Raw genomic sequence first — 23156 nt, forward strand, 5'->3', positions numbered from 1 at the left:
CGAGTTCCGCCCGCTCAGTCGGTTGCCGAGGCGGGCTGCGATTCACTGCCGGGAATCTCCGCATCCTGTGCGGGGATGTCAACGGTTCTCGTCGATTGCGGCACCGGGTCGGGATCGCGATCCCAGTCGAACCACTTGCCTTCGACCCTCTCGAAGTTGAGCTGCGGGTCGTAGAGCAGCCCCTCGCTCTCCAGCCCCAGGTCGCGCGCTTCGGCGCGGCCCATGGCGGCGAGCAGGCTGAACCCTGCGACGTAGGCGTTGCGCCGCGCGGTCACGAGTTCGACCTGGGCGTTCAGCAGTTCCTGCTCGGCATTGAGCACGTCGAGGATGGTGCGGTTGCCGATCGAGTTCTCCGCACGCACGCCTTCGAGGCTCAGATCGGCGGCGGAGACGGCGGCCTGCGAGCTTTCGATGATCGCCAGCGAGGCCTGCCAGCTCGAATAGGCGGCGCGGACCTGGGCGATCACGTCGCGCTCGGCAGCGATGATGTCCTCCAGCGCGGCCGAGGCGCGCGCCTGCGCCTGCCGCTGCAGCGCGGCCGGGCGCCCGCCCTGGAAGATCGGGATCGAGATAGAGACGCCCGCCTGCGCGCCGGACGACGACTGCGAGACGTCCTCGCTCGGAAGCGTCGGATCGTCCACGATCGCGCCGCCGAGCGTGCCGAGGTAGTTGTTGTAGCTATAGCCGGTGAACAGCGAGACGCGGGGCAGCCGGCCCGCACCGGCAACCTCGATGTCGTACCCGGCCGCTTCGGCACGCTCGCGCGCCGCAATGAGGTCGGGGTTGTTCTCGAGCGCCACGGTGACGGCTTCGTCCGGGGTGTTCGGCAGGCCCGGCAGCGGCGGGGGCGGCTGCAGATCGGTCGGCGCCTGGCCGACGAGCGCGATATAATCCTCACGCGCGGCGATCAGGTTCGCCTGTGCCGCCCGTAGGTCGCTTTGTGCGACCGCCAGGCGCGCTTCGGATTGCGCCACGTCGGTGCGCGTCAGATCGCCGATCTCGAACCGGTCGCTGGTCGCCTGCAGGTTGGTCGAAAGCACGTCGACCTGATTGGCCGCGAGCCCGACAATTGCCTCGTTGCGGATCACGTCCATGTAGGCGGCGACGACCAGGCTGAAGACGGCCGATTCCGTACCGCGGAGCTCGGCCTGGCCGGCCTGAACCCGCTCCTCGGCCGCGCGGACCGCGTTCTTCACCGCGCCGCCCGAATAGATCGGCACGCCGAGCTCGACGCCAAGATTCACTTCGCGTTCGGGTGCCGCAAAATTGGTCGAGCTTTGCTTGAGGTATTCGGTGTACCGCCCTGTCGCGCCGATATCTGGGCGCCCCGCGGACTTCTCGATCGGAACGTTCTCATCGGTCGCGCGCTGCTGCGCCCGGGCCGACTGGAGGGTCGGATTGCCGCGATATGCTTCGATCAGCGCCTCGCGCAGCGTATCGGCGCTTGCCGGTGCGGCAACGAGCGTCGCCCCGGCCAGCAAGGCCAGCTTTACCCCCCTCCCTCTCATTGTCAGAAGCTCCATCGTTTCGGCGCGTCGAACTGCCTCAGGCGCGGGATCCCTATTTCGGCGAGGCGGAGCCAGCCGATCCCGCCGCCCGCCGGGCGCCCCGCGGCAAGCCTGGTCAGGCCGTCCTCGAGCAGGCCGGCGACGACCCGCCCGTCCTCGGCCAGGCGCCGGGTGAGCGTGTCGGGAAACTGCTCGACCGCCCCGTCGATCAGGATCAGCGAGAATGTGCCGCGCAGTGAACCGAGCGCCTGTTCGGGCGTGATGGCCTTGACCGACTTCACCAGCGGTTCGACCAATGCGGGCAGATAACCGCTGCCCCCATCGACCACGAGAACCTCGTCGCTCGGTTCCGGGCGCGCTTCCTGCAGCGCCATGCCGTAGAACACCGGCGCGGCAATGTGGCGGCCATCGTCGAAGGCGATCCCGCGATCCATGTAGGCGACCCCGCGCGCACCGTCCGGAACGTGCGCCTCGCGCGCGACGGCTGCCATGCGCTGGAGCACGCCGGCGTCGTTGATGCCGCTGGTGCGAAGCTGGCTGTCGATCATCGCGCGACGAGCGGCGGCGAAGTCGGCCTGAGGGGCGCTAGTCTGTACGGTGCGGGTTTCGGCAAGTGTCATGTGGGCCTCGGCGCGCTGTATTACACGCTTAATACAGTTGGTCAATCGGGCATGGCTTTAGGCGTATCGCCCCGCCCGGCCAAGCGCTTTGACGCTAGGCACCGCCCGCGCCTATGGGATTCGCCAATCGATAGGAAGGAACCTGGCTTCGATGAGCGACTTTGATGGGCGGCCCCTCGTAACGATCCGCGAGGGGGACCTGATCGAGAGCGTGGCGGACGCGCTCCAGTATATCTCCTACTACCATCCGATGGACTATATCCGCGCGCTCGGCGCTGCCTACGAGGCGGAGCAGGGGCCGGCCGCGAAGGATGCGATCGCGCAGATCCTGACCAACAGCCGCATGTGCGCCGAAGGGCACCGGCCGATCTGCCAGGACACCGGAATCGTCAACGTCTTCATCAAGTGGGGACAGGACTGTCGCCTCGATTCGGCCAGGAGCCTGCAGGACGTCGTCGACGAAGGGGTGCGGCGGGCCTACACCCATCCCGATAACAAGCTGCGCGCTTCGATCCTCGCCGATCCGGCCTTCACCCGCCGCAACACGCGTGACAACACGCCCTGTGTCCTGTCGGTCGAGATGGTGCCCGGCGACAAAGTCGAGATCGACGTCGCGGCCAAGGGCGGAGGCAGCGAGAACAAGTCCAAGTTCAAGATGATGAACCCGAGCGACAACATCGTCGCCTGGGTGCTCGAGCAGATCCCCTCGATGGGCGCCGGCTGGTGCCCGCCGGGCATGCTCGGGATCGGGATCGGCGGTACGGCCGAGCACTGCGTCAAGCTCGCCAAGCAGAGCCTGATGGAGCCGATCGACATGGCGCAGCTCAAGGCGCGCGGACCGCAGACCGATATCGAGCGGCTGCGGATCGAGATCTACGACGCGGTCAACGCGCAAGGCGTCGGCGCGCAGGGGCTCGGCGGGCTTTCGACCGTGCTCGACGTGAAGATCCACGATGCTCCGTGCCACGCGGCGGGCAAGCCGGTGGCGATGATCCCGAACTGCGCGGCGACGCGCCACGCGCATTTCGTGCTCGACGGCTCGGGCCCGACATATCTCGAGCCGCCGAAGCTCGACGAATGGCCCGACGTTCACTGGAAGCCCGACGCCTCCGCCCGGCGCGTGAACCTCGACACGCTGACCAAGGACGAGGTCGAGAGCTGGCAGCACGGCGACCGGCTGCTGCTGTCCGGAAAGATGCTCACGGGGCGCGATGCGGCGCACAAGCGCATCCAGGACATGCTGGCGAAGGGCGGGGAGCTCCCGGTCGATTTCCGCGGCCGCGCGATCTACTACGTCGGCCCGGTCGATCCCGTCCTGGGCGAGGTCGTCGGCCCCGCCGGCCCGACCACGGCGACGCGGATGGACAAGTTCACCGAGATGATGCTCGACCTCGGCCTGCTCGCAATGATCGGCAAGGCCGAGCGCGGGCATAATGCGGTGGAGGTAATCAGCCGCTTCAAGGTCGCCTATCTGATGGCGACGGGCGGCGCAGCCTATCTCGTCGCGCGCGCGATCAAGGAAGCCAAGGTCGTCGGGTTCGAGGATCTCGGCATGGAGGCGATCTACGAGTTTACCGTGGAGGACATGCCGGTGACCGTCGCCGTCGATGCCCGGGGCAACAACGTGCATACGCTGGCGCCGGCACAGTGGAAGGAGCGGATTGCGCGCGAGGGATTGCTCGAGGGCGCGTAACGGCTGTTCGACGAAGCGCAGAAGCGTTCCGACGACCGCGCTGGTCGGGCGGGACCGTTCACGGCTAGAGCGAAAGTCCGGATCATGGCTCGACAGATACCTTCCGAAGACCGCACCCGCGTGCCGGTCGTCACCGTCCTCGCCTCGATGACCGGGTTGTGGCTGTGCTATCTCGTGCTCACCACCGTGCGCGGCACGATCCTGGGGTTCGAACCGCACGCCGAAATGCTCTGGCGCCGCGGCGTGGTCACGCTGGTCGGCATCGGCATGACGATATTGTTGTGGGCGATCCTGCGGCTGTTCGACGACCGCGCCCTGTGGATGAAGATCCTTGCCGCGGTGCTGGTGGCCATTCCGATCTCGATCCCGATCGCCCAGACCAACCAGTGGATCTTCGCCGATATCCAGCGCCAGGTGGAAAAGAACTACGGTGAGGAGCGCGGGATCAATATCCGCCGTGACGAGGCGGGCAACCTGCTGGTCGATATCCCGCCTGAACGGTTTCACGACTTGACCGGACTGGGCGTCAGCGACGAGGTCGCGGCAGGAGCTCCGACCACGGTGATGATCGCCCCGGCTCCGTCGAAGGTCGACCAGTGGCTGCAGGTCGTCGACATCGCGCTGGGTCGCTATTTCCTCCTGCTCGCCTGGGCGTCGCTCTACTTCGCGATGCTCGCCGGCGCGCAGGCGCGGGCGGCCGAGCGGCGCGAGGAGCGGTTCCGCAGCGCCGCCAAGGCCGCCGAACTGCGCTCGCTGCGCTATCAGGTCAATCCGCACTTCCTGTTCAACACGCTCAATTCGCTGTCTGCGCTGGTCATGACCGGCAAGACGGAACGCGCCGAAACGATGATCCAGACGATCTCGACCTTCTACCGCCACAGCCTCGCCGACGATCCGACCGGCGACGTCGCGTTGACCGACGAATTCGAGCTGCAGCGCCAGTATCTCGCGATCGAGGCGGTCCGCTTCCCCGATCGGCTTGCGGCCGTGTTCGATCTGCCCGAGGACCTCGCCGAAGCGCGGGTGCCGGGCATGATCCTGCAGCCGCTCGTCGAGAACTCGGTCAAGTATGCCGTCGCCCCGCACAAGGCGCCGGTGACGATCCGCATTGCCGCTCGGGAGGACTACGGCCGTCTGGCGATTACCGTCGAGGACGACGGACCCGGCGCCTCGCACGCCTGCGATTCGGGCTTCGGCATCGGCCTTGCGAACGTCCGCGACCGCCTCCACGCCCGCTTCGGCAACGAGGCGACGGTCACTTCCGGCCCGGTCGACGGCGGCTACCTCACCGAAATCCGCATCCCGCTGGTGAATCATGGCTGACGACAACGAAACCGAACCGCTGCGCACCCTGATCGTCGACGACGAGCCGCTCGCCGTCGAACGCATGCAGGTGATCTGCGCCAAGCTGCCGCAACTGGCCGTGGTCGGAACGGCGAGCGACGGAGCCGCCGCGCTGCGGCTGATCGACGCGCTGACACCCGACCTCGTGTTGCTCGACATGACGATGCCGGAGGTCGACGGGCTCGCCGTGGCGCGCAAGCTGGCGGAGCGGGACCGGCGGCCGGCGGTGATCTTCGTTACCGCGCACGACCACTTCGCGGTCGAGGCGTTCGATCTCGATGCGGTCGACTACGTCCTCAAGCCCGTCGCACACGACCGGCTGGCGCGCGCCATCGAACGCGCAGTCTCGCGCGGGGCACGCCCGTCGCGCGCCGAAAGCCGCTGGCTGAAGGAACTGTGGGTGCCGCACCGTTCCGAACTGCTGCGGGTCGACGTGGATCAGGTCCACCGGATCGACGCCGAGCGCGATTACGTGCGGCTTCATCTCGGCGATCGCAGCTATCTGCTGCTACAGACGATCGCGGGACTGGAAGAGCGGCTCGATCCGGCCGCATTCATCCGCATCCACCGATCCACGATCTTGCGCAAGGATCGCATCCGCGGGCTGCGTCACGACGGACTGGGGGTTTGGTCGGCCGAACTCGATGGCGGTGACGCCCTGCGGATCGGGCGGACCTATCTGCCGAAGGTCAAGGCGATGGCCGGCCGCTAGCCCAAGCCCGGACGCAAGTCGGCCCGAACCGGGGGACTGAACCGGTCCGGGCCGAGCGGCGGCTGTGGAGTGTTTCAGCCGCCGAGCCGATGCCGATCGACGATGGCGGCGAATTGCTCGTGCGCCTGCTTCTTCGTCTCGGCGTAACATTGCCGGGATTCGCCCGAGACGATGCGCGAGCCGGTCGTCGTCTCGTTCATTCCGCAAAATTTACGGACTGCGCTCTCGATACGAAGGTCGAGTGCCTTCTGCCCTTCGGCCGAGGCAAGGTTCAGATCCTTGTAGGGAATGGACAGGGTTTCCGCGACGGCCGGGGTCGCAGCCGCGCCGAGAACGGCGGCGGCGGTCATGGCGATAAGGTGGCGTTTCATCGTTCGTGTCCTCCATCTTGCGAGAGGGCCCGTGTGGGGGGAGAAGGCCCTCTCGCAAGATCGATGGATACGCCTGCCGGACCGCCCACGCGCGGGTTCATCGACTGCGTGCAGCCGCCGGTCGACAGGCGATGCGCCCTCCCGACCGATGCACCGAACCGCCCGACGAACCGCGTTTGGCAAGCGACCGGCGCTGGTGCATGGTGCGGCGATGGCCGTGATCCTCATCTTCATTCTCGGGATCGGGAACTTCGCCTTGCACAAGGCGGTGCTCGAAAGCGGCCATCCGCTCCTCGGCCGGATGCCGTGGTTCGTACACATGCTCGGCGGGCGGATCACGCTGGTGACGGAGTTCCTGGTGCTGCTCGCGGCGATGCTGCTGGTCGCGAACGGCTGGCCGGCGCTGGCCTGGGCCTATCTGCTCTACACCGTGCTCAACATGGCGTCCGCCTGGCTGATCCTGAGCGGCCGGGTCTGAGCGCCGGAACGCATGGCCGCTTTCCGCGCTATCGGGTCATGAAGGAAGCACGTCCGATCTGGTTGATCGCCAACCCTGCCAGCGGCAGCAACAGCCCTGCTGCGGTGGAGGCGCTGGAGACCTGCTGCGGCCACAACGGCTTTGTGCTCGAACGGCGCATCGCCTTTCCGGAAGAGCCGCTGCCCGACGCCGCCGCGCTCGACGCCGCGGGGGTCGAGACGCTGGCGATCTACGCCGGCGATGGAACGGTCAATGCCGCGGTGACGGGTCTTTACGGTTGGAGCGGCGCGATCCTGGTGCTGCCCGGCGGAACGATGAACCTGCTTGCCAAACGGCTCCATGGCGAATCCCCGACCGAGGAGATCGTCGCGCGCGCCGGCGCGCGCGCCGCGCGGCGGGTGCGGCCGATGGTTGCCCGGACCGCTCACGGCGATGCGCTGGCGGGCCTGCTCGCCGGGCCGGGCACGGCCTGGTATGCTGTTCGCGAGGCCTTGCGCGACGTGGACATCGCCGCAGCGGCCGAGAGTGCCGGGGAGGCGCTTGCGGAGACGACGGGCGGTTCGATGCTGCGCTGTGTGGAACCCGGCCTCGGCCGCGAGGACGGCTATCCGTTGCTCGAGATCACGCCCGGCCAGTGGGGCCTGCAGCTCGACGCCTACCATGCCGAGAACACCGGCGAGTTCCTCCAGCAGGGCTGGGCGCTCCTGCGCCGCCAGTTCCGCGAGGGGCCGCACGACCGGCTGGGGCTCATCGACCGTCTCGAAGTGGCCGACCGCGACGGCGAGCCGATCGGCCTCCTGATCGACGGTGAACACGCGCAAGGGGGAGCGCGCGAGGAATTCACCGTGGCCGCGTGCGAGGTCGATCTGCTAGCGACAGAGAATGGCTGCTGACACGACGCTCCTCTTCCACCTGAGCGACATTCACTTCGGGCTCGAGGACAACCGCGCGCTCGACTGGGTGAAGCAGGAGATCGCCGAGCAGCGGCCCGACGCGGTGGCGATCACCGGCGACCTGACGATGCGCGCCCGTACGCGCGAGTTCGACGCCGCGTGCCATTGGATCAAGTCGCTCGACGTGCCGGTGACGGTGGAAGTCGGTAACCATGACCTCCCCTACTTCAATCTGAGCGAGCGGTTCTTCCAGCCTTATCGCCGCATTCGCGGGATCGCGGACCGGATCGAGCGTGAGATCGACTTGCCGGGCCTCGCGATCGTGCCGCTCAAGACGGCAGTGCGCGCGCAGCCGCGCTTAAACTGGTCGAAGGGCTGGGTCAGCCGCCGGGCGCTCCGGAAATGCCTCGCCGCGATCGATGCACTGCCCAAAGGCGTGCAGGCGCTCGTCACCTGCCATCATCCGCTGCGTGAGGTCGGAACCGCCGGCACGGCGCTGACCCGCGGCGGAAGCAGGGCGCTCGCAGAGCTTGCCCGTCGCCCCGTCCTCGCCGTGCTGAGCGGCCACGTTCACGATGCCTTCGATATCGTGGAGGACACGCCCCGCGGTCCCGTTCGCATGATCGGCGCGGGGACGCTGTCGAAGCGGACCCGCTCGACCCCGCCGAGCTTCAACGAACTCACCTGGGACGGCACCACTCTGCACGTGCGCGTGCGCAATCTGGAAGACGTGCGCACGCGCGACATGCAGATCGACGACGTGCCCGAAGATGCGAAGCCGCCGCGCGAACCGGGCGAGCCGGTCGCGCCCGTGCGGCAGATCCCGCGCACCGATCCGCCGGTGCACTGAATCTGCCGTGCGGGCTCAACGCTCGCCGAGCGCCTCGAGCACGCTGTCCCAGCGCACGAGCTTGAAGTTCTGCGCCGCCGGTTCGTTCATCCCGTCCTGCGCGATGAAGAGTCCGGCGGGGAACTCCGGACCGAAGTCGCCCAGCTTGAGCTCGATGCCGTCGGTCTCCTCAGCGGTGCCGATCGTCCCTGCGGCGATGCGGAAGCGGCCGACCGGCTCCATGCCGGGCAGGCGGAACACGGCGTAGGCGTTGTCGCCCTGGCTCGAGGCGACCAGCAGCCCACCGCTTTCCCCTTCGGGTGCGATAGCGAGACCCTCCACGTCGGCGACGAGCATGGCGTTGTCGACCGTCGCGACGAGTTCACCCGGCGTTCCGTCCGTGCGGAAGCGCCAAATCCCGGCCATCTCCTCGCCGACATAGAGGGTGCCGTCGCGCGGATCGACCACGCAGCCTTCGGGCTGCGAAGCGAGCTTGTGCCGGAACACGGTCTCGACCGCCGGTTCGCCGCCGTTCCAGCGCAGCGCCTGGCCGTGCAGCGAGCCATCCTTGACCGGCGAATAGAGCATCACGTCCGCCCCGCCGCGGCCCGGCCCCATGCAGAAACCATAGCCTTCGCCGGGCCCCACATCGATCGTGCCCACCCGGCGCAGCTCGCCGCGCCCGGTGTCGAGCGTGAACAGCGCCACTTTGGCATTTGCCGGATCGGTCCGCTCGCTGGCGCCGACGAGTACGGTGCCGTCGGCAAGTTCGGCCAGATCGACGTTGTTGAGCAGGCCGCCGGGGAGGAAGTGGCGAACTTGGCCGTCGAGGCCGTAGACGTAAAGCCCGGCCTTCTTGTCCGTCGCGACGATCAGGCTCGCCGCAGGATTATCTGCATTGCGCCAGATCGCCGGATCGTCCGCCGCGTCTTCGTTCGCCGTGCCCACCGGACGGGTTTCGGCCGACGCCGTTACCTCGACCGCGGGATCGCCCATGATCGGCGCGGTCGCGCAGCCGCTTGCCGCCGCGATGATCGCAGCGAGCGGAAAGATCTTGAATACGTTTGCCATCAGAAGTTCACCCTCGCGCCGAATTTCATGGTCCAGCTATATTCTTCGTACTGGTAGAGATTCCTGCGCCCGTCGTAGTTGTTGTAGGCGAAGTACTTGGCGTTGTTGATGTTCACCCATTCGTAGAAGAGCTGGACATTGTCGCTGACGCGGTACTTGGCGCTGAGATCGAGCTGGAAGTGGTCGTCGACCAGGCGATCTTCCTGGGCCTCGTCGCCGAGCTCGTCGAGATAGGAGTCGCGGTAGGTGCCCGCGACGCGCAAGCTGATCGGGCCTTTCTCGTATCCCAGCGCGATATTGGCCGTGTGCTTCGATGTCGCGGGCAGCGTGATCTCGCGCAGGTCGGCCGGATCGCCGTCGATGGGAACCAGTCCGGTCGCATCGGTATAAGTGTAGTTCGCCTGCATCAGCAGCCCGTCGAGCGGCGCCGGCAGCATGTCGAACTTCTGCGCGACCGAAAGCTCGACGCCGTAGACTTCCGCGCTTTCGCCGTTGATCGGGATCGTCGCCTCGTCGAAGTCGATCCCCTGATAACTGCCTTCCTCGCGCACGGTATCGACGATGAAGTTCTTGATGTCCTTGTAGAACACCGCCGCGGTAATCGCGCCGTTGCCGGAGAAGTACCACTCGGCCGAAGCGTCGAGGTTCCATGCCTCGTAGGGCAGCAGATCGGGGTTGCCGAACTCGCCCTCGCGCTCGCCCTCGTCGTTCTCCTCCACCACGAAACGCGGGGCGAGCTTGGACAGCTTGGGCCGCACCAGACTGCGATAGCCGGCGGCGCGCAGCACCAGGTCGGGCGTCGGCTCGTAGCGGATGGTGAGGCTCGGCAGCCAGTGATCGTAATCGCGCGCGTAGGCGACCGGAGCGACGATCACGGTGTCCTCTGCGGCCTCTTCCCCGCCCGGCAGTTGGCCGCCTTCCTCCACCAGCAGGACGTTGTTGCCGGTGATGTCGTTCTTCGTCCCTTCGTAACGAACGCCGCCGATCAGGCGCAACGTCGCGCTATCCCACCGGCCGAGCAGGTAGCCGGCCATGACATCTTCGGTGACAGAGTAGTCCTCGACGCTGGAATCGAATGCGCTGTCGATTTCGTTGAACGCGAAGTCGTCCCTGTTGCCGAAGAAGATGTCGCGGGCACCTCCGTAGTTCGGCACCGGCGAGATATCGGTGAGGCCGTAGTTCTGCTCGCCGAGCACGTCGGCGAGGGTCAGCGCTTCGTTCTCCCAGTACTCGGCCTCGAGATTGTAGCTCTTGTCGCGCCAGCGGCCCTTCGCACCGGCCTGGACCGTGAAAGTGCCCGAATCCGTAGCGAATTCGCGCCCGATATCGAACTTGGCAGCGAACTCCTCGTCGATCGACTCCGACAGCGCCGTCAGGGTGATGTCATCGAGCGCATAGGCCTGCGGATCGTAGAAGTCGTCGGTCGGGCCGGTGACAGTGTAAAGCGGGATGCGCGGGTCGGAGAAATCGAACCCTACGCCCAGCCCGTTGTCGGCGAAAATTTGCTCGAAGTTCGCCGGGTCGATCGAGCCGTTGTCGTGCTCGGTGCTCTTGGCCCAACTGGCGGAGTAGCTCGCCTTCCAGGTGCCGGTGTCGGTTTCGCCGCCGAGCACGACCGAGCGGATCTTCTGGGTTTCGAAGCGGTCCTTGATCGACCGCTGGATCGAGATTTCGCCGTTATCCGCTTCCTCGGGATCGGTGTCGCTGAAATCCACGCTCGCTCCGCTGCCCGAAACCTGGCCGGCGTCCTCCAGCTTGAAACTCGTCTCGCGGCGGTATTCCTGGTCGTCGAACTGACTGTAGATGCCGCGCAGGTAGATTTCGGTCGTATCGCTCAGGCGCGCGTCGAAGTTGAGATTGGCGCTGATGCGCTCGCGCTCGACGTTGTAGTCGCGGTAATTGACCTCCTCGGGGAAGATCAGGCTATCGTCGTCGCCCCAGCCATCGGCCTCGACATTGTCGGTCTCGAACTTGCGCTTGTAGTAGGACACGCCGCCCGAAACACCGAAGTTATCGCTCAGCTTGGTGGCGAAGTCGATGCTGCCCTTGGGCGAGACGTTGTCCGCGTAATCGTTGTAGCTGCCTTCGATCTTCGCAGTGAGCAGATCCTTCTTGCGGTCGAAGGCGCTGGTCGTCTCGATCTCGATCGAGGCGCCGATCGTATCGGCGTCCATATCGGGCGTGAGCGACTTCTTGATCTCGATCGATTCGATGATGTCGCTCGAGATCACGTCGAGCGCGACCGAGCGCACGTCGGATTCCGGTGCCGGCAGGCGCACGCCGTTGAGCGAGGTCGCGTTAAGCTCCGGGTCGAGACCGCGGACCGAGACGAAGCGGCCTTCCCCCTGGTCGTTGAGCACGTTTACCCCGGGCAGGCGGCGCAGCGATTCGGCCACGTTCTGGTCAGGGAACTGGCCGATTGCGTCGCGCGTCAGCACGTCGCTCACGCCGTCGTTCGCGCGCTTGCGGGAAAGGGCGCTGGCGAGGTTGGCGCTCTGGCCGACGACCAGAATCTCGCGCGCGTCGTCGCCTCCGATCAGCACGTCGGTGCGGACATAGCCGTCGGCCGGAACGCTCACGGCCTGGCGCACGCTCGGCGCGCCGACGTAGTTGACTTCGAGCGTGTATTCGCCGGCCGGAACGTCGGAGAACAGGAAGCTGCCGTCGCGCTCGGTCGTCGCCACGCGGTCGAGCTCCACCAGCCGAACCTGTGCGGCCTGCAGAGCGATCGTCTCGCTCGCATCGTAGACGCTGCCGACGACGTCGCCCGCGACTGCCGGCGTTGCGATTGCGGCCGCCAGAACCGCGCTGGCGGATGAAAGCAGATAGCGCTTGCGGCTGAACATTTCCCGTTGCCCTCCTGAACCGTGTTGGAGGGGCCGCTAGGGGCCGGGCATTACGCGCGCGTGGCGATTGTGTGACAGAACGATGATTGCGGAAAGATCGCCCGCAAGGGGAGATCAGGCGGCAGGGCGGCTCGTCGCGGCGAGGCCCAGGATCGCGCGGGCGATCTCGCGCTCGCCCATGATCACGTGGTCGACGCCGAGCCGTTCGAGGTAGCCGACTTCCTCGTCCGAATGCGCGCGCGCGAAGATCACGATCTCGGGATTGAGCCGCCGCGCGTGCTCCGCGATCGCGCCGCCCTCGAAACCTTCGGGTATCGCGATGATGAGCTTGGAGGCATGCTGGATGCCTGCCTCGTCGAGGATGTGCGGATTGCTCGCATTTCCGACCACGACTTCGCGCCCGGCTTCCTCGGCCTGGCGCGCGAAGTCCGCCTGCTCCTCGATCACGACCAGCGCCCGCCCCCGGTGAGCGGCGCCTTCCGCGATCAGCCGCCCCACGCGGCCGTGGCCGACGAGGACCACGTGCTCGCGCCGTTCGCGCTGGCGAGCTTCTTCGCGTTCCTGCGCCTTCGCCTCGTCCTGCCGCTTCACGTCGCCCAGACGCCCCGCCGCCAGCGTGAAGATCAGCGGGTTGAAGAGAATGGAGAAGATCGCGCCGGCAAGAATGAGGTCGCGGCCCTCGGGCGGCAGGATGCCGAGCTGCATCCCGAGCCCCGCCAGGATAAACGAGAATTCGCCGATCTGTGCGAGGCTGCCGGCGACCGTCAGTGCGATCTCGTTGTCGTGCCCGAACGCGCGCACGATGGCGTAGGCGGCGAGCGATTTTCCGATGACGATGATTGCCACCGTCGCGAGCACCGGTCCGGGCTGCTCCACCACCACTGCCGGATCGAACAACATGCCGACCGAGACGAAGAATAGAACGGCGAAGGCGTCGCGCAGGGGCAGCGTTTCCTCCGCGGCGCGCCGGCTCAGCTGGGTTTCGCCCAGGATCATCCCGGCGAAGAACGCGCCGAGCGCGAGTGAAACGTCGAACACGTAAGCGGCGCCCAGCGCCACTCCCAGCGCGATCGATAGCACCGCCAGGCGGAAGAGCTCGCGCGAGCCGGTATGTGCGGTCCAGTGCAGCGCCGCGGGGATCACGCGCCGGGCCACGATCAGCATGAAGGCGAGGAAGCCGCCGACCTTGAGCACGGTGAGCGCAACGGCTGTCAGCAGGCTGCCGCCCCCGTCGCTGCCCGATCGCCCTTCCAGCATGCCCGCTATGGCGGGAAGCAGCACCAGCGCGAGGATCATCGCCAGATCCTCGACGATCAGCCAGCCGACGGCGATGCGCCCGCGTTCGGTGTCGATCAAATTGCGCGCCTGGAGGGCGCGGAGCAGGACGACGGTGCTCGCGACCGACAGCGCCAGCCCGAAGACCAGCCCGGCAGCGACCGACCACCCCAGGTAGAGCGCGAGGCCCACCCCCATCGCCGTCGCGACGGTGATCTGGATCACGGCCCCCGGCACGGCGATGTTCCTTACCGAGAGCAGATCGCGAAGCGAGAAATGCAGCCCGACGCCGAACATCAGCAGCATGACCCCGATTTCCGCCAGCTCGTTGGCGAGCGCGATGTCCGCGACGAAACCGGGGGTGAAGGGACCGACGATCACACCTGCGAACAGATAACCCGCCACCGGGGAAATGCGCAGCTTGTGCGCGAGCGCCCCCATCAGGAATGCAACGACGAACCCTGCGACGATCGTGCCCATGAGCGGCGTGTGATGCGGCATTCAGTCTCCTTAGTGTCCTTCGCCCACACTCTTGCAGGAGAAAGTGCCGGTCAATTCCCAACCTGCGGCCGGGGCACAAAAAAAGGGCGGCCCCTCGCGGGACCGCCCTTCCGTTTGTCCGGTGTGCGGAAACCTTAGCGCTTCGAGAACTGGAAGCTGCGGCGGGCCTTGGCGCGGCCGTACTTCTTGCGCTCGACCACGCGGCTGTCGCGGGTGAGGAAGCCGGCGGCCTTGACCGTGGCGCGCAGTGCCGGCTCGTACTTGGCAAGTGCCTGCGCGATGCCGTGCTTGACTGCGCCGGCCTGGCCCGAGAGCCCGCCGCCCTTGACGGTCGCGACGACATCGAACTGCTCCGCGCGATCGGTGATCGCGAAGGGCTGGTTGATGATCAGGCGCAGCGTCGGCCGTGCGAAGTAGGTTTCCTGGTCGCGGCCGTTGATGGTGATCGTGCCCTTGCCCGGCTTGATCCACACGCGGGCCACGGCGTCCTTGCGGCGGCCGGTGGCATAGGCGCGGCCTTGCTGATCGAGCTCCTGCTCGCGCAGCGGGGCAGTGCTTTCGGCGATCACCACCGCGTCACCCTCGGGGGCGTCGCCGGCGATGTTCTTGAGGTCCGACAGATCGGACACGGTGTTCTTGTCGTCAGCCATCAGGCGGTAACCTTGTTCTTGCGGTTCATGGAGGCGACGTCGAGCACTTCGGGCTGCTGCCCGTCGTGCGGGTGCTCGGTGCCGGCATAGAGGTGCAGCGCCTTCATCTGCTGGCGGCCCAGCGGGCCGCGCGGAATCATGCGCTCGACAGCCTTTTCGAGCACGCGCTCGGGGAAGCGGCCTTCGAGCACCTTCGCCGGGGTCGTTTCCTTGATCCCGCCGGCATAGCCGGTGTGCTTGTAGTACTTCTTGTCGCCCAGCTTGTTGCCGGTGAACCGCACCTTGTCGGCGTTGATCACGACAACGTGATCGCCGCAGTCGACGTGGGGGGTGTAGCTCGGCTTGTGCTTGCCGCGCAGGATGTTGGCGACGATCGTCGCGAGGCGGCCGACGACCAGACCCTCGGCATCGATCAGGTGCCACTTCTTCTCGACCTCGGCCGGCTTGATCGACCGGGTGCTCTTGTGGAGCGCCTTCATGGCTTCAATTCCTTCGAAATGTCTCTCGCCGCGAATCCGCATGAGAGCGGGCGCGGGAGCGGCGCATTTGTCGTCCGACCGCCCGAAAGTCAAGCAAATCCGGGGTTCTCGGAGGAGGTAAAATAATACCGCGCTACTCGAGCGGCTCCAGCCGCCATGTTTCCCGCGACGCGCGTACGCTGTCCTTCACGGTCGTCTCGATCCGCCGCTCCGCCGTAGCGAGATGGCGCCCGCCGGGGGCGAGTGTGCCTGCGAAACTGACGTCGATCGTGCCCGATCCGCCGTCCGGCAGCGGCAGTGTCTGCTGGTCGCGGCGAGGGGCGACCGGATAGAACAGATCCTCCGGCCATCGGCTGGTCATCGCGGCGCCGGCCTGCTGCACGGCCCGGACATACTGCATCGCGTCCGCCTGCCGCTCCGCCGTCGCGCCCTCGAGATACTTCCTCGCCGCTGCCTCGAGGCCGGGGATGGAGGTAGCGCCTGCTTGTTCCTCGCCGACGATCAGTCCGGCCTTGTCCAGCGCGACGGGGAAGGGGCCTGCATGCGGATTCTTCCGCTCGACATCGGCCAGCGCTGCAAGGGGCGGCGGTGCGTCGACCTCGACCGCGATCTGCTCGCCCTCGACCGTATATCCGGCCGCATGCGCGGCAAAGCGCACGCGCCAGGTCCGGGTGACCGTGACTTTGGCACCGTCACCCAGCTCGCGCTCGAGCACTCGCGTGAGTCGCATCGGTTCGCTTGGCGCTTTGAAGCCGGCCGCTTCGGCCACCTGAGCACCAACGCGCGCTCCACCGAGAACGGCGCCCATCGCGGCCCCCAACGCGGCAAGCGCGCCTCGGCGGTCGAAGGGCGCCGTCACCCGCGCGGCCCCACGAGCGCCCCAAGCCAGGCCTGCGTCACCGCGCCCGCGGCGTCGCAGTGCCAGCCGAGCACGGCGGGCTCGTCATAAGGATGCGTTTGTTCGAGCCGGGCGATGGCTTGCTCCAGCAGACGCACGTCGGTCTTCAGCAGGAGCCCGAACTCGCGCACTTCGTCGACTTCGCCCCGCCAGCAGAAGACCGAATGTATAGGGCCGATGACATTTCCGCACGCTGCGAGCTTCTCTTCGACCAGCGTGCGCGCGAGCGATCTGGCGGTATCCTCGTCCGGGCAGGGGCACCAGACGAGCGCGCTCACGGCCGCCGTCCCAGGACGTGCGCACCCCAGGCTACGGCAATCACCAGCAGCGCGCCGACGAACTGGTGGGCGGTCGCGATCCACAGCGATACGCCGGTCCAGACGGTGGCGATGCCGAGGATGATCTGTGTGCCGAAGGCCGCGTGAATCGCGATGGAGGCGCGGCGCTCGAACGGGCGAACCTTGCGCGCGAGCACGATCAGCGCCGCCACCGCCACCCAGGCCCACCAGCGGTGGAGGAAGTGGATCAGGAACGGATCGTGCGTCATGGCCCAGAACAGCCCGCGCGACGCGTCGAACTCGGGCACGAACCGCCCCTGCATCAGTGGCCAGGTATCGGACGCCAGTCCCGCATTGAGGCCCGCGACCCAGGCGCCGAGCAGGAGCTGCACGAACAGGATGAGCGCGGCGACCAGTGCAAGCCCGCCAAACCGCGCCGGCCGGGCGCCCGGAATCTGCGCGAGCCGGTGGAGATCGAACGCCGTCCATGCGAGGCCGCCGAGGGTGAACAGCGCCGTGAGCAGATGGATCGACAGCCAGAAGTGGCTGACGTCGGTCACTTCGCTCGACAGGCCGGAGCGCACCATGAACCAGCCGAACGCCCCCTGCAGGCCTCCGAGTGCGAGCAGCGCGAGCAGTCGCGGCTTGTACCCCTTGGGGATTGCGCCGCGAATCCAGTACCAGGCGAGCGGCAGGGCGAAGGCCAGGCCGATCAGGCGGCCGAGCAGGCGATGCGCCCATTCCCAGAAGTAGATGAACTTGTAATCTGCCAGCGTCATTCCGGCCGGGCCGGTGATCTGCTGGTACTCGCCGATCTGCTGATAGGCTTCGAACTCGGCTTGCCACTGCGCGTCCGTCAGCGGCGGGATCGCGCCCGTCACGGGCTTCCATTCGGTGATCGACAGGCCCGATTCGGTCAGCCGGGTGATGCCGCCAACCACGATCATCGCCACGACCATCCAGGCGACGATCCAGAGCCAGCGGGCGAGAGCGGCGGGGCGGGCTGTGGCGGGCGTCAGCACGGCTGTGCCCCCGCCGAAGTTCGTCGAGGAGACCATGGAGGCGCCTGATGCGTCGGCGTTCCGCAAATCGCAAGGGCTTTGCGATTTGGCCTTGCGCAATGATACATTATCACATACATGGACCTCGCCAATGAGTAATCCCCTCTCCTCGATTCGCGCACGGCTGGACCGTGCAGGCGTCGTCCTTTCCGGGCTGTGCCTGCTGCATTGCCTGGCTTCGATCGTCGTGGTCTCGGCGCTTGGAATAGGCGGTGAGTTCCTGCTTGCGCCCGCCTTTCACCGCGTCGGACTGGCGATAGCGCTCGTAATCGCCGCGGTCGCGATCGGCTGGGGCGCGCTGACGCATCGCCGTGCCGCGCCCTTCGTGACGGCCATGACCGGGCTCAGCTTCATGGGCGGCGCGCTCGCCATGCCGCACGGCACGGGCGAGGTGGTGCTGACCGTGATCGGCGTCTCGCTCGTTTCGATCGGACACTTCCTCAACTTGCGCCACGCGCATTGAACGCTATCTCGCGGGGCATGGCAGCCCCCCTTACCCTGACCGTCAACGGCGAGACCCGCCGTTCCTCCGCCCCGACTATTGCCGCGCTGGTGCGCGAGCTCGACCTCGTGCCCGAGAAAGTGGCGGTGGAGCGGAACGGCGAAATCGTTCCCCGCTCGACGCTCGCGGACGCGGCCCTGGCCGACGGCGACGTGCTCGAGATCGTGCACTTCGTCGGCGGCGGCGACCACCATGCGGCGGGAAGCGACGACACCTGGACGGTAGCGGGGCGCACGTTCCGGTCGCGGCTGATCGTCGGCACGGGCAAGTACAAGGATTTCGCACAGAACGCCGCTGCGCTGGAGGCTTCGGGCGCGGAGATCGTCACCGTCGCGGTCCGCCGCGTGAACGTCAGCGACCCCAAGGCGCCGATGCTGACCGACTTCATCGACCCCAAGAAAGTCACCTACCTGCCCAACACCGCCGGCTGCTTCACCGCAGAGGACGCGATCCGCACTCTGCGCCTTGCGCGCGAGGCCGGCGGCTGGGATCTGGTCAAGCTCGAGGTGCTGGGCGAAGCGCGCACGCTTTATCCGGACATGCGCGAGACGCTGCGCGCGACCGAGAGGCTGGCGAGCGAAGGCTTCCTGCCGATGGTCTACTGCGTCGATGATCCGATCGCGGCCAAGCAGCTCGAGGATGCGGGCGCGGTTGCGGTCATGCCGCTCGGCGCACCCATCGGCTCGGGGTTAGGCATCCAGAACCGCGTGACGATCCGCCTGATCGTGGAGGGCGCAAGCGTGCCGGTGCTGGTCGATGCCGGAGTCGGCACGGCGAGCGATGCCGCGGTCGCGATGGAGCTCGGCTGCGACGGCGTGCTGATGAACACCGCCATTGCCGAGGCGAAAGATCCGATCCGCATGGCCCGCGCGATGAAGCAGGCGGTGGAAGCCGGGCGCGACGCCTACCTCGCCGGGCGCATGGCGACTCGCAAATACGCGGACCCGTCGAGCCCCCTCGCCGGATTGATCTGATCTTCTGATCCTCCCCATTTTGCGTCAGCCAAATGGGGAGGTGGCAGACGCCGCAGGGTCTGACGGAGGGGCATCGTCAGGCATAGCCCCTCCACCACGAGCCGCTTCGCGTCTCGCGGTCCCCCTCCCCATTTGCGCTTCGCGAAAATGGGGAGGATTGGTCGGCTAACTCGAATTTAACCAAGTCCGGTGATGGTGCCCTTGCAACAGGGAACCTGCCCCATGGCCAAAACCGGAACCGCATCGCTGACGATCGCCGAGATGCGCGAGTTCGCGAGCTTCACGGCTGCCGAGCAGCGCTACATCCGCCGCAGCCTCGATATCGGACTTGGCCGGCAGGACGCTTTCAAGCTCTGGGCGCGCGATGCCGGGGAGAACGCCGCGATTCGCAGCCAATACGTCGCCTATCAGGATCTCAAGGCGCTCCGGGCGGCAATTCCCGCCGGCACCGCGCTCGACGGAATCGAAAGCTTCATCGGCAAGCTCGTGCGTGTGGCGGCGTTCGACCTCGCGCAGGAACGGATCGAGAGCTTTTCGGCCTTCCGCTTCCTCTACGAGCGACTGCTCGGTGCTGAGGCCCGACCGTGGCTGCCGAGCGCTTTCTGCGCCGCAAGCGCTCTGCCGCAGATCCAACCCGGGCGCCGCAAGGTCCTGCTCCAGTCGCTGAGCGAGGCCGCCGCTACCGCGCCCGGCTGGTCGGACCGCGCCCCCAGCTTCTACCCCGAATACATCGCGCGCGAAGTCGCCTGAACCGGCGCTCCGGCGACGCGCTTCATCTTTTCGACCATGCCGCGCTCGTCGGGGCGCAGGGTCAGCACCGAGACACCCGACGCCGTGACGGCAACCGTGTGCTCGAACTGCGCCGACAGCGAGCCGTCGCGGGTCACCACGGTCCACCCGTCCTTTTCGGTCCTCACGCCCCGGCGCCCGCGGTTGAGCATCGGTTCGATCGTGAAGACCATGCCTTCGCGCAGGACCAGCCCGGTTCCGGGTCTGCCGAAGTGCAGGATCTGCGGCTCCTCGTGCATCTCGCGGCCGATGCCGTGGCCGCAATACTCGCGCACGACAGAATAGCCGCCGCGCTTGGCATGGCGCTCGATCGCGAAGCCGATGTCGCCGAGCCGCGCGCCGGGGCGGACCGCGCGGATGCCCATCCACATGGCTTCGTAGGTCGTTCGGACCAGCCGCCTCGCGGCAGGCTCGACCTCGCCGATGAGGTAGGTCTTACTCGAATCCGCGATATAGCCGTTCTTCTCGAGCGTGATGTCGAGATTGACGATGTCCCCGTCCCGCAACACGTCCCCGGCCGACGGCACGCCGTGGCAGACGACGTGGTTGACCGAGGAATTCAGCACGAAGCCGTAGCCGTACTGCCCCTTGCTGGCGGGCCGGGCCGCGAGATCCTCGACGATGAAGCGCTCGACCATCCCGTCGATCTCGAGAGTCGCCATGCCGGCGAGCGGCACCCGGTCAAGCATCTCGAACACCGATGCGAGAAGCCGGCCGGATTCGGCCAGCAGCGCCAGCTCCTCAGGCCGCTTCGTCATGCCGTGTCTCGGCCAGGGGCGGCGCCGAAACGCCTGCGGAGCTGCGCTCGCGCTCGATGATCTGCGTGAAACTGAGCGCCGGATTGGTCTCGCACAGCATCCCGATCTTGATCCAGTAGGCCGCCTGCGCGTTGATCGAGCGGAACGACACCTTGCTGGCCCGGCGCACCTGCTCGTGCAGTTCGTCCTCGATGCTGACGATACCCATGCGGGGTTCTCCATATATGATTCGTATACGAACCGCATAGGGATCATATGGGGCGGCATCAAGGTATCGCGTACGCCCTGTCGCGCCGCATGCGGCTGCGGCATAATGCCGCCGCGATGACTCTCGCCATTATCCTCTCCGCACTGGCGATGACCGCGATCGTGGCCGTGCGCTACTTCGCCGCGAGCGGGCTGTTCGCCCTTGCCACGGCGCGCGTGCGGCCGGGGCTCTACGGCCACCTCGGCCCGCAGATCCGGCGCGAGATCGGCTGGTCGCTGCTCTCCGCCGCGATCTACGGCATTCCCGCGGGGATCGTCGCCTGGGGCTGGCAGGCACGCGGCTGGACGCTGATCTACACCGACTGGAGCGCCTACCCGCTCTGGTATTTGCCGCTGTCGCTGGTCCTCTACCTCTTCGCGCACGACACCTGGTTCTACTGGACGCATCGCTGGATGCACCGGCCGCGCCTGTTCCGCATCGCCCACGCGGTCCACCATTCCAGCCGCCCGCCGACCGCCTGGGCGGCGATGAGCTTCCACCCGGTCGAGGCGCTGACCGGCGCGGTGGTGATCCCCGCTCTGGTGTTCCTGATCCCGATCCACGTCGCAGTGCTGGGGCTGGTGCTGGCGATCATGACCGTGATGGGCGTGACCAATCACATGGGTTGGGAGATGTTTCCCCGCACCCTCGTCCGCTCGCGCCTGGGCGGCTGGCTGATCACCGCCAGCCACCACCAGCGCCATCACGAACACTACGCGTGCAATTACGGCCTCTATTTCCGCGTCTGGGACCGATTGTGCGGGACCGACCGCGGCCTGTCCGACGCTCTGGCACCTCCAGCCGGCGCGACTTAACCGTAACTTTACCACGTCGCGCCAGAACGGTCCCGAGATACGCATCGGGGGCTTCGACTAGGCGATGGATACACTGCGCGGCACTTTCGATTCGCCGGACTACGGCGAAGGCGATCGCGGTCTCGGCCATGCCGGGGACGATGGCACGCACGAGCCGCCCCCCGCCGCGATCGGCAGCGACGAGCGCCGCATGCAGGTGCGCGCCTACAACCACTGGGCGGGCCTGCTGGCCGACCGCAACTTCCCCTCGATCGAGGATCTCGATCCGGCCGCCTTGCCGGACTTCGGCCCCTACAGCGTCCTGCTCGACTTCACCGCGGGACTCGAGAACCCGGCGGTGCAATATCTCGGTGCCGAGCTTGGCGCTGAATGCGGCGCCGAGGGCGAGATCGGCGCGCTCACCGACGTGCCCGCCCGCTCTCTGCTGAGCCGGATCACCGACCACTACATGCAGATCCTCGCCAACCAGGCGCCGATCGGTTTCGAAGCCGAATTCGTGAACCAGCGCGGGGCGACGATCCTCTATCGCGGCATCCTGCTGCCGTTCTCGAGCGACGACGACACGATCGACTTCATCTACGGCGTGATCAACTGGAAGGAAATCGCCGACCAGCACACCACCGACGAGCTCATGCTGGAGATCGATCAGGCGCTAGATCCCGATGAGCCCGCGGATGGCGGGCCGCGCGATCCCGATCCGGTGACCGACTGGGCCGATGGTCCGGTCGACGAAGTCACTACGCTGCACGGGTCCTCGGCTGCCGGGGCACCCGCCAACGATTATCCCGCACCGGCGTTCGGCGAGGCCGGGCGCGATGATGGCGACGACGGACAGGGTGCCTGGCGCATGGCCGCGATGATCGCGCGCCAGTCGGCGCCGAAGAAGCCTTATGCCATTCCGCTCGTCTCCGACGACGATCCGGCCCCGGTGCCGCAGGGCGACGATCCTGCCGAACAGGGGCTCGTCGCAAGCCTTGCCGCGGCGCGCGCATGCGTCGAGGCCGCGCTGAGCTGCGAAGACCGCAGCCGCGGGGCGCTCTACGACGCGGTGGGCCGAGCTTACGACTTCAGCCTGGCCGCGGCGGCCGCGCCGGGAGAGTTCGAAGCGCTTGTGGCGCAGAACGGCCTGAAGGTGCAGGAACGCGCGCCGATGACGCCGGTGGTCAAGCTCGTCTTCGGCGCCGATTACGACAAGACGCGCCTGACCGAATATGCAGCGGTTCTCGGCCATGCCCACCGGCTGGGTCTCGCGCCCGGGATGCTCACCGGCTTCCTCGCGGCGGCCGAGGGCGGCCTCAAGGGCGTGGTCAAGGCCGAGCGCCAGTTGCGCCGGGAGGAGAGCGGCAAGGCGAACCGTTCCGACACGCCCGGCACCCGCCTCGCCAGCAAGCTGCGCGCCATCGAGCCGCGCGGGTTCGAGGCGATTGCGCCGGAAGGCGCGGAGTTCGGCCTCGTCGTGATCCGCCGCCTGGACGGCGACGTCGCGGTGATCGGCGAAGTCTCCGACGATCCCGCGCTGATCGAGCGCGTCGGGCGCAAGCTGGTCGCCTGAGAGCCGCGCAGG

Annotated in this window: 24 protein-coding genes; 11 read left to right on the forward strand and 13 right to left on the reverse strand. The window is 67.2% G+C overall.

Annotation, left to right across the window (positions count from 1 at the left end):
* Positions 1 to 14: 14 nt before the first annotated feature.
* Both JNO53_RS04375 and JNO53_RS04380 read right to left on the reverse strand, forming a co-directional pair.
* Positions 15 to 1508, reverse strand: coding sequence for a TolC family outer membrane protein (locus tag JNO53_RS04375; protein WP_203108072.1), 1494 nt, complete (start codon positions 1506 to 1508; stop codon positions 15 to 17).
* Positions 1509 to 1510: 2 nt separating this feature from the next.
* Positions 1511 to 2128 (reverse strand): protein-L-isoaspartate O-methyltransferase family protein, encoded by a 618-nt coding sequence (locus JNO53_RS04380; RefSeq protein WP_203108074.1) that lies wholly within the window; start codon positions 2126 to 2128, stop codon positions 1511 to 1513.
* Between the two features lie 151 nt (positions 2129 to 2279).
* Here JNO53_RS04380 and JNO53_RS04385 point away from each other — a divergent pair, with 151 nt between their 5' ends.
* From JNO53_RS04385 to JNO53_RS04395, 3 genes are all read left to right on the forward strand, one after another.
* A complete protein-coding gene (locus tag JNO53_RS04385; RefSeq protein WP_203108076.1) occupies positions 2280 to 3821 on the forward strand; it encodes a fumarate hydratase in 1542 nt (513 codons plus the stop codon).
* Between the two features lie 84 nt (positions 3822 to 3905).
* Positions 3906 to 5144, forward strand: a complete 1239-nt coding sequence (locus JNO53_RS04390; RefSeq protein WP_203108078.1) for a sensor histidine kinase — start codon at positions 3906 to 3908, stop codon at positions 5142 to 5144.
* The gene (locus tag JNO53_RS04395) at positions 5137 to 5877 is read left to right on the forward strand and encodes a LytR/AlgR family response regulator transcription factor (RefSeq protein WP_203108080.1); all 741 of its coding nucleotides are present in this window, start codon (positions 5137 to 5139) and stop codon (positions 5875 to 5877) included. Before JNO53_RS04390 ends, JNO53_RS04395 begins: the two co-directional genes overlap by 8 nt.
* 74 nt (positions 5878 to 5951) lie before the next feature.
* On the opposite strand, the gene JNO53_RS04400 is transcribed toward JNO53_RS04395, so the two are convergent.
* Positions 5952 to 6248 carry a UrcA family protein gene (locus tag JNO53_RS04400; RefSeq protein WP_203108082.1) on the reverse strand — a complete coding sequence of 99 codons (297 nt, stop codon included), beginning with the start codon at positions 6246 to 6248 and terminating at the stop codon, positions 5952 to 5954.
* Positions 6249 to 6459: 211 nt separating this feature from the next.
* Between JNO53_RS04400 and JNO53_RS04405 the strand changes: the two genes are divergently transcribed.
* The 3 genes from JNO53_RS04405 to JNO53_RS04415 are packed head-to-tail and all read left to right on the forward strand — an operon-like array spanning position 6460 to position 8469.
* Positions 6460 to 6726: a hypothetical protein gene (locus tag JNO53_RS04405; RefSeq protein WP_203108084.1), complete on the forward strand. Its 267-nt coding sequence runs from the start codon at positions 6460 to 6462 to the stop codon at positions 6724 to 6726.
* Between the two features lie 38 nt (positions 6727 to 6764).
* Positions 6765 to 7619, forward strand: coding sequence for a diacylglycerol kinase family protein (locus JNO53_RS04410; RefSeq protein WP_203108086.1), 855 nt, complete (start codon positions 6765 to 6767; stop codon positions 7617 to 7619).
* Entirely contained in the window at positions 7609 to 8469 is an 861-nt protein-coding gene (locus tag JNO53_RS04415) for a metallophosphoesterase family protein (RefSeq protein ID WP_203108088.1), read from the forward strand. The genes JNO53_RS04410 and JNO53_RS04415 overlap by 11 nt, the downstream gene beginning before the upstream one ends.
* Before the next feature lie 15 nt (positions 8470 to 8484).
* On the opposite strand, the gene JNO53_RS04420 is transcribed toward JNO53_RS04415, so the two are convergent.
* The 8 genes from JNO53_RS04420 to JNO53_RS04455 all read right to left on the reverse strand — a co-directional run bounded on the left by JNO53_RS04420 (position 8485) and on the right by JNO53_RS04455 (position 17504).
* Entirely contained in the window at positions 8485 to 9519 is a 1035-nt protein-coding gene (locus JNO53_RS04420) for a phytase (protein ID WP_203108090.1), read from the reverse strand.
* Positions 9519 to 12365 (reverse strand): TonB-dependent receptor, encoded by a 2847-nt coding sequence (locus JNO53_RS04425; protein ID WP_203108093.1) that lies wholly within the window; start codon positions 12363 to 12365, stop codon positions 9519 to 9521. The genes JNO53_RS04420 and JNO53_RS04425 overlap by 1 nt, the downstream gene beginning before the upstream one ends.
* Before the next feature lie 114 nt (positions 12366 to 12479).
* Positions 12480 to 14141: a YbaL family putative K(+) efflux transporter gene (gene ybaL / locus JNO53_RS04430; RefSeq protein WP_203108095.1), complete on the reverse strand. Its 1662-nt coding sequence runs from the start codon at positions 14139 to 14141 to the stop codon at positions 12480 to 12482.
* A 134-nt stretch (positions 14142 to 14275) separates the two neighbouring features.
* Positions 14276 to 14791, reverse strand: coding sequence for a 30S ribosomal protein S9 (gene rpsI, locus JNO53_RS04435; RefSeq protein WP_203108097.1), 516 nt, complete (start codon positions 14789 to 14791; stop codon positions 14276 to 14278).
* Entirely contained in the window at positions 14791 to 15270 is a 480-nt protein-coding gene (gene rplM, locus JNO53_RS04440) for a 50S ribosomal protein L13 (protein ID WP_203108099.1), read from the reverse strand. The genes rpsI and rplM overlap by 1 nt, the downstream gene beginning before the upstream one ends.
* A gap of 133 nt (positions 15271 to 15403) precedes the next feature.
* Positions 15404 to 16000, reverse strand: coding sequence for a hypothetical protein (locus JNO53_RS04445; protein ID WP_203108101.1), 597 nt, complete (start codon positions 15998 to 16000; stop codon positions 15404 to 15406).
* A gap of 125 nt (positions 16001 to 16125) precedes the next feature.
* Complete coding sequence (gene cutA, locus JNO53_RS04450) at positions 16126 to 16446, reverse strand: divalent cation tolerance protein CutA (protein WP_203108103.1); 321 nt, start codon at positions 16444 to 16446, stop codon at positions 16126 to 16128.
* Positions 16443 to 17504 (reverse strand): COX15/CtaA family protein, encoded by a 1062-nt coding sequence (locus tag JNO53_RS04455; RefSeq protein WP_203108105.1) that lies wholly within the window; start codon positions 17502 to 17504, stop codon positions 16443 to 16445. The genes cutA and JNO53_RS04455 overlap by 4 nt, the downstream gene beginning before the upstream one ends.
* Positions 17505 to 17598: 94 nt before the next feature.
* On the opposite strand from JNO53_RS04455, the gene JNO53_RS04460 reads away from it, so the two are divergent.
* The 3 genes from JNO53_RS04460 (at position 17599) to JNO53_RS04470 (ending at position 19733) form a co-directional block, all read left to right on the forward strand.
* A complete protein-coding gene (locus JNO53_RS04460; protein ID WP_203108106.1) occupies positions 17599 to 17970 on the forward strand; it encodes a MerC domain-containing protein in 372 nt (123 codons plus the stop codon).
* A 17-nt stretch (positions 17971 to 17987) separates the two neighbouring features.
* On the forward strand, positions 17988 to 18983 hold the full coding sequence (gene thiS / locus JNO53_RS04465) for a sulfur carrier protein ThiS (RefSeq protein ID WP_203108108.1): 996 nt from the start codon (positions 17988 to 17990) through the stop codon (positions 18981 to 18983).
* A 222-nt stretch (positions 18984 to 19205) separates the two neighbouring features.
* Positions 19206 to 19733 carry a hypothetical protein gene (locus tag JNO53_RS04470; protein ID WP_203108110.1) on the forward strand — a complete coding sequence of 176 codons (528 nt, stop codon included), beginning with the start codon at positions 19206 to 19208 and terminating at the stop codon, positions 19731 to 19733.
* Here JNO53_RS04470 and map read toward each other — a convergent pair.
* Both map and JNO53_RS04480 read right to left on the reverse strand, forming a co-directional pair.
* Complete coding sequence (map, locus tag JNO53_RS04475; RefSeq protein ID WP_203108112.1) at positions 19700 to 20530, reverse strand: type I methionyl aminopeptidase; 831 nt, start codon at positions 20528 to 20530, stop codon at positions 19700 to 19702. The two genes, JNO53_RS04470 and map, sit on opposite strands and share 34 nt — an antisense overlap.
* Positions 20514 to 20738, reverse strand: a complete 225-nt coding sequence (locus JNO53_RS04480) for a ParD-like family protein (protein ID WP_203108114.1) — start codon at positions 20736 to 20738, stop codon at positions 20514 to 20516. Before JNO53_RS04480 ends, map begins: the two co-directional genes overlap by 17 nt.
* Before the next feature lie 116 nt (positions 20739 to 20854).
* On the opposite strand from JNO53_RS04480, the gene JNO53_RS04485 reads away from it, so the two are divergent.
* Positions 20855 to 21592: a sterol desaturase family protein gene (locus tag JNO53_RS04485; RefSeq protein WP_203108116.1), complete on the forward strand. Its 738-nt coding sequence runs from the start codon at positions 20855 to 20857 to the stop codon at positions 21590 to 21592.
* A 64-nt stretch (positions 21593 to 21656) separates the two neighbouring features.
* On the forward strand, positions 21657 to 23144 hold the full coding sequence (locus JNO53_RS04490) for a PAS domain-containing protein (protein WP_203108118.1): 1488 nt from the start codon (positions 21657 to 21659) through the stop codon (positions 23142 to 23144).
* The last annotated feature ends 12 nt before the right edge of the window (positions 23145 to 23156 follow it).

The sequence above is a fragment of the Altererythrobacter sp. C41 genome, assembly GCF_016803135.1.
Classification (GTDB): domain Bacteria; phylum Pseudomonadota; class Alphaproteobacteria; order Sphingomonadales; family Sphingomonadaceae; genus Pelagerythrobacter.

Bases quoted from the DNA above. Each gene is read 5' to 3' on its own strand.
- JNO53_RS04375 (WP_203108072.1), bottom strand. From the start codon at position 1,508: ATGAGAGGGAGGGGGGTAAAGCTGGCCTTGCTGGCCGGGGCGACGCTC.
- JNO53_RS04380 (WP_203108074.1), bottom strand. From the start codon at position 2,128: ATGACACTTGCCGAAACCCGCACCGTACAGACTAGCGCCCCTCAGGCC.
- JNO53_RS04385 (WP_203108076.1), top strand. From the start codon at position 2,280: ATGAGCGACTTTGATGGGCGGCCCCTCGTAACGATCCGCGAGGGGGAC.
- JNO53_RS04390 (WP_203108078.1), top strand. From the start codon at position 3,906: ATGGCTCGACAGATACCTTCCGAAGACCGCACCCGCGTGCCGGTCGTC.
- JNO53_RS04395 (WP_203108080.1), top strand. From the start codon at position 5,137: ATGGCTGACGACAACGAAACCGAACCGCTGCGCACCCTGATCGTCGAC.
- JNO53_RS04400 (WP_203108082.1), bottom strand. From the start codon at position 6,248: ATGAAACGCCACCTTATCGCCATGACCGCCGCCGCCGTTCTCGGCGCG.
- JNO53_RS04405 (WP_203108084.1), top strand. From the start codon at position 6,460: ATGGCCGTGATCCTCATCTTCATTCTCGGGATCGGGAACTTCGCCTTG.
- JNO53_RS04410 (WP_203108086.1), top strand. From the start codon at position 6,765: ATGAAGGAAGCACGTCCGATCTGGTTGATCGCCAACCCTGCCAGCGGC.
- JNO53_RS04415 (WP_203108088.1), top strand. From the start codon at position 7,609: ATGGCTGCTGACACGACGCTCCTCTTCCACCTGAGCGACATTCACTTC.
- JNO53_RS04420 (WP_203108090.1), bottom strand. From the start codon at position 9,519: ATGGCAAACGTATTCAAGATCTTTCCGCTCGCTGCGATCATCGCGGCG.
- JNO53_RS04425 (WP_203108093.1), bottom strand. From the start codon at position 12,365: ATGTTCAGCCGCAAGCGCTATCTGCTTTCATCCGCCAGCGCGGTTCTG.
- ybaL (WP_203108095.1), bottom strand. From the start codon at position 14,141: ATGCCGCATCACACGCCGCTCATGGGCACGATCGTCGCAGGGTTCGTC.
- rpsI (WP_203108097.1), bottom strand. From the start codon at position 14,791: ATGGCTGACGACAAGAACACCGTGTCCGATCTGTCGGACCTCAAGAAC.
- rplM (WP_203108099.1), bottom strand. From the start codon at position 15,270: ATGAAGGCGCTCCACAAGAGCACCCGGTCGATCAAGCCGGCCGAGGTC.
- JNO53_RS04445 (WP_203108101.1), bottom strand. From the start codon at position 16,000: ATGCGACTCACGCGAGTGCTCGAGCGCGAGCTGGGTGACGGTGCCAAA.
- JNO53_RS04455 (WP_203108105.1), bottom strand. From the start codon at position 17,504: ATGGTCTCCTCGACGAACTTCGGCGGGGGCACAGCCGTGCTGACGCCC.
- JNO53_RS04460 (WP_203108106.1), top strand. From the start codon at position 17,599: ATGAGTAATCCCCTCTCCTCGATTCGCGCACGGCTGGACCGTGCAGGC.
- thiS (WP_203108108.1), top strand. From the start codon at position 17,988: ATGGCAGCCCCCCTTACCCTGACCGTCAACGGCGAGACCCGCCGTTCC.
- JNO53_RS04470 (WP_203108110.1), top strand. From the start codon at position 19,206: ATGGCCAAAACCGGAACCGCATCGCTGACGATCGCCGAGATGCGCGAG.
- map (WP_203108112.1), bottom strand. From the start codon at position 20,530: ATGACGAAGCGGCCTGAGGAGCTGGCGCTGCTGGCCGAATCCGGCCGG.
- JNO53_RS04480 (WP_203108114.1), bottom strand. From the start codon at position 20,738: ATGGGTATCGTCAGCATCGAGGACGAACTGCACGAGCAGGTGCGCCGG.
- JNO53_RS04485 (WP_203108116.1), top strand. From the start codon at position 20,855: ATGACTCTCGCCATTATCCTCTCCGCACTGGCGATGACCGCGATCGTG.
- JNO53_RS04490 (WP_203108118.1), top strand. From the start codon at position 21,657: ATGGATACACTGCGCGGCACTTTCGATTCGCCGGACTACGGCGAAGGC.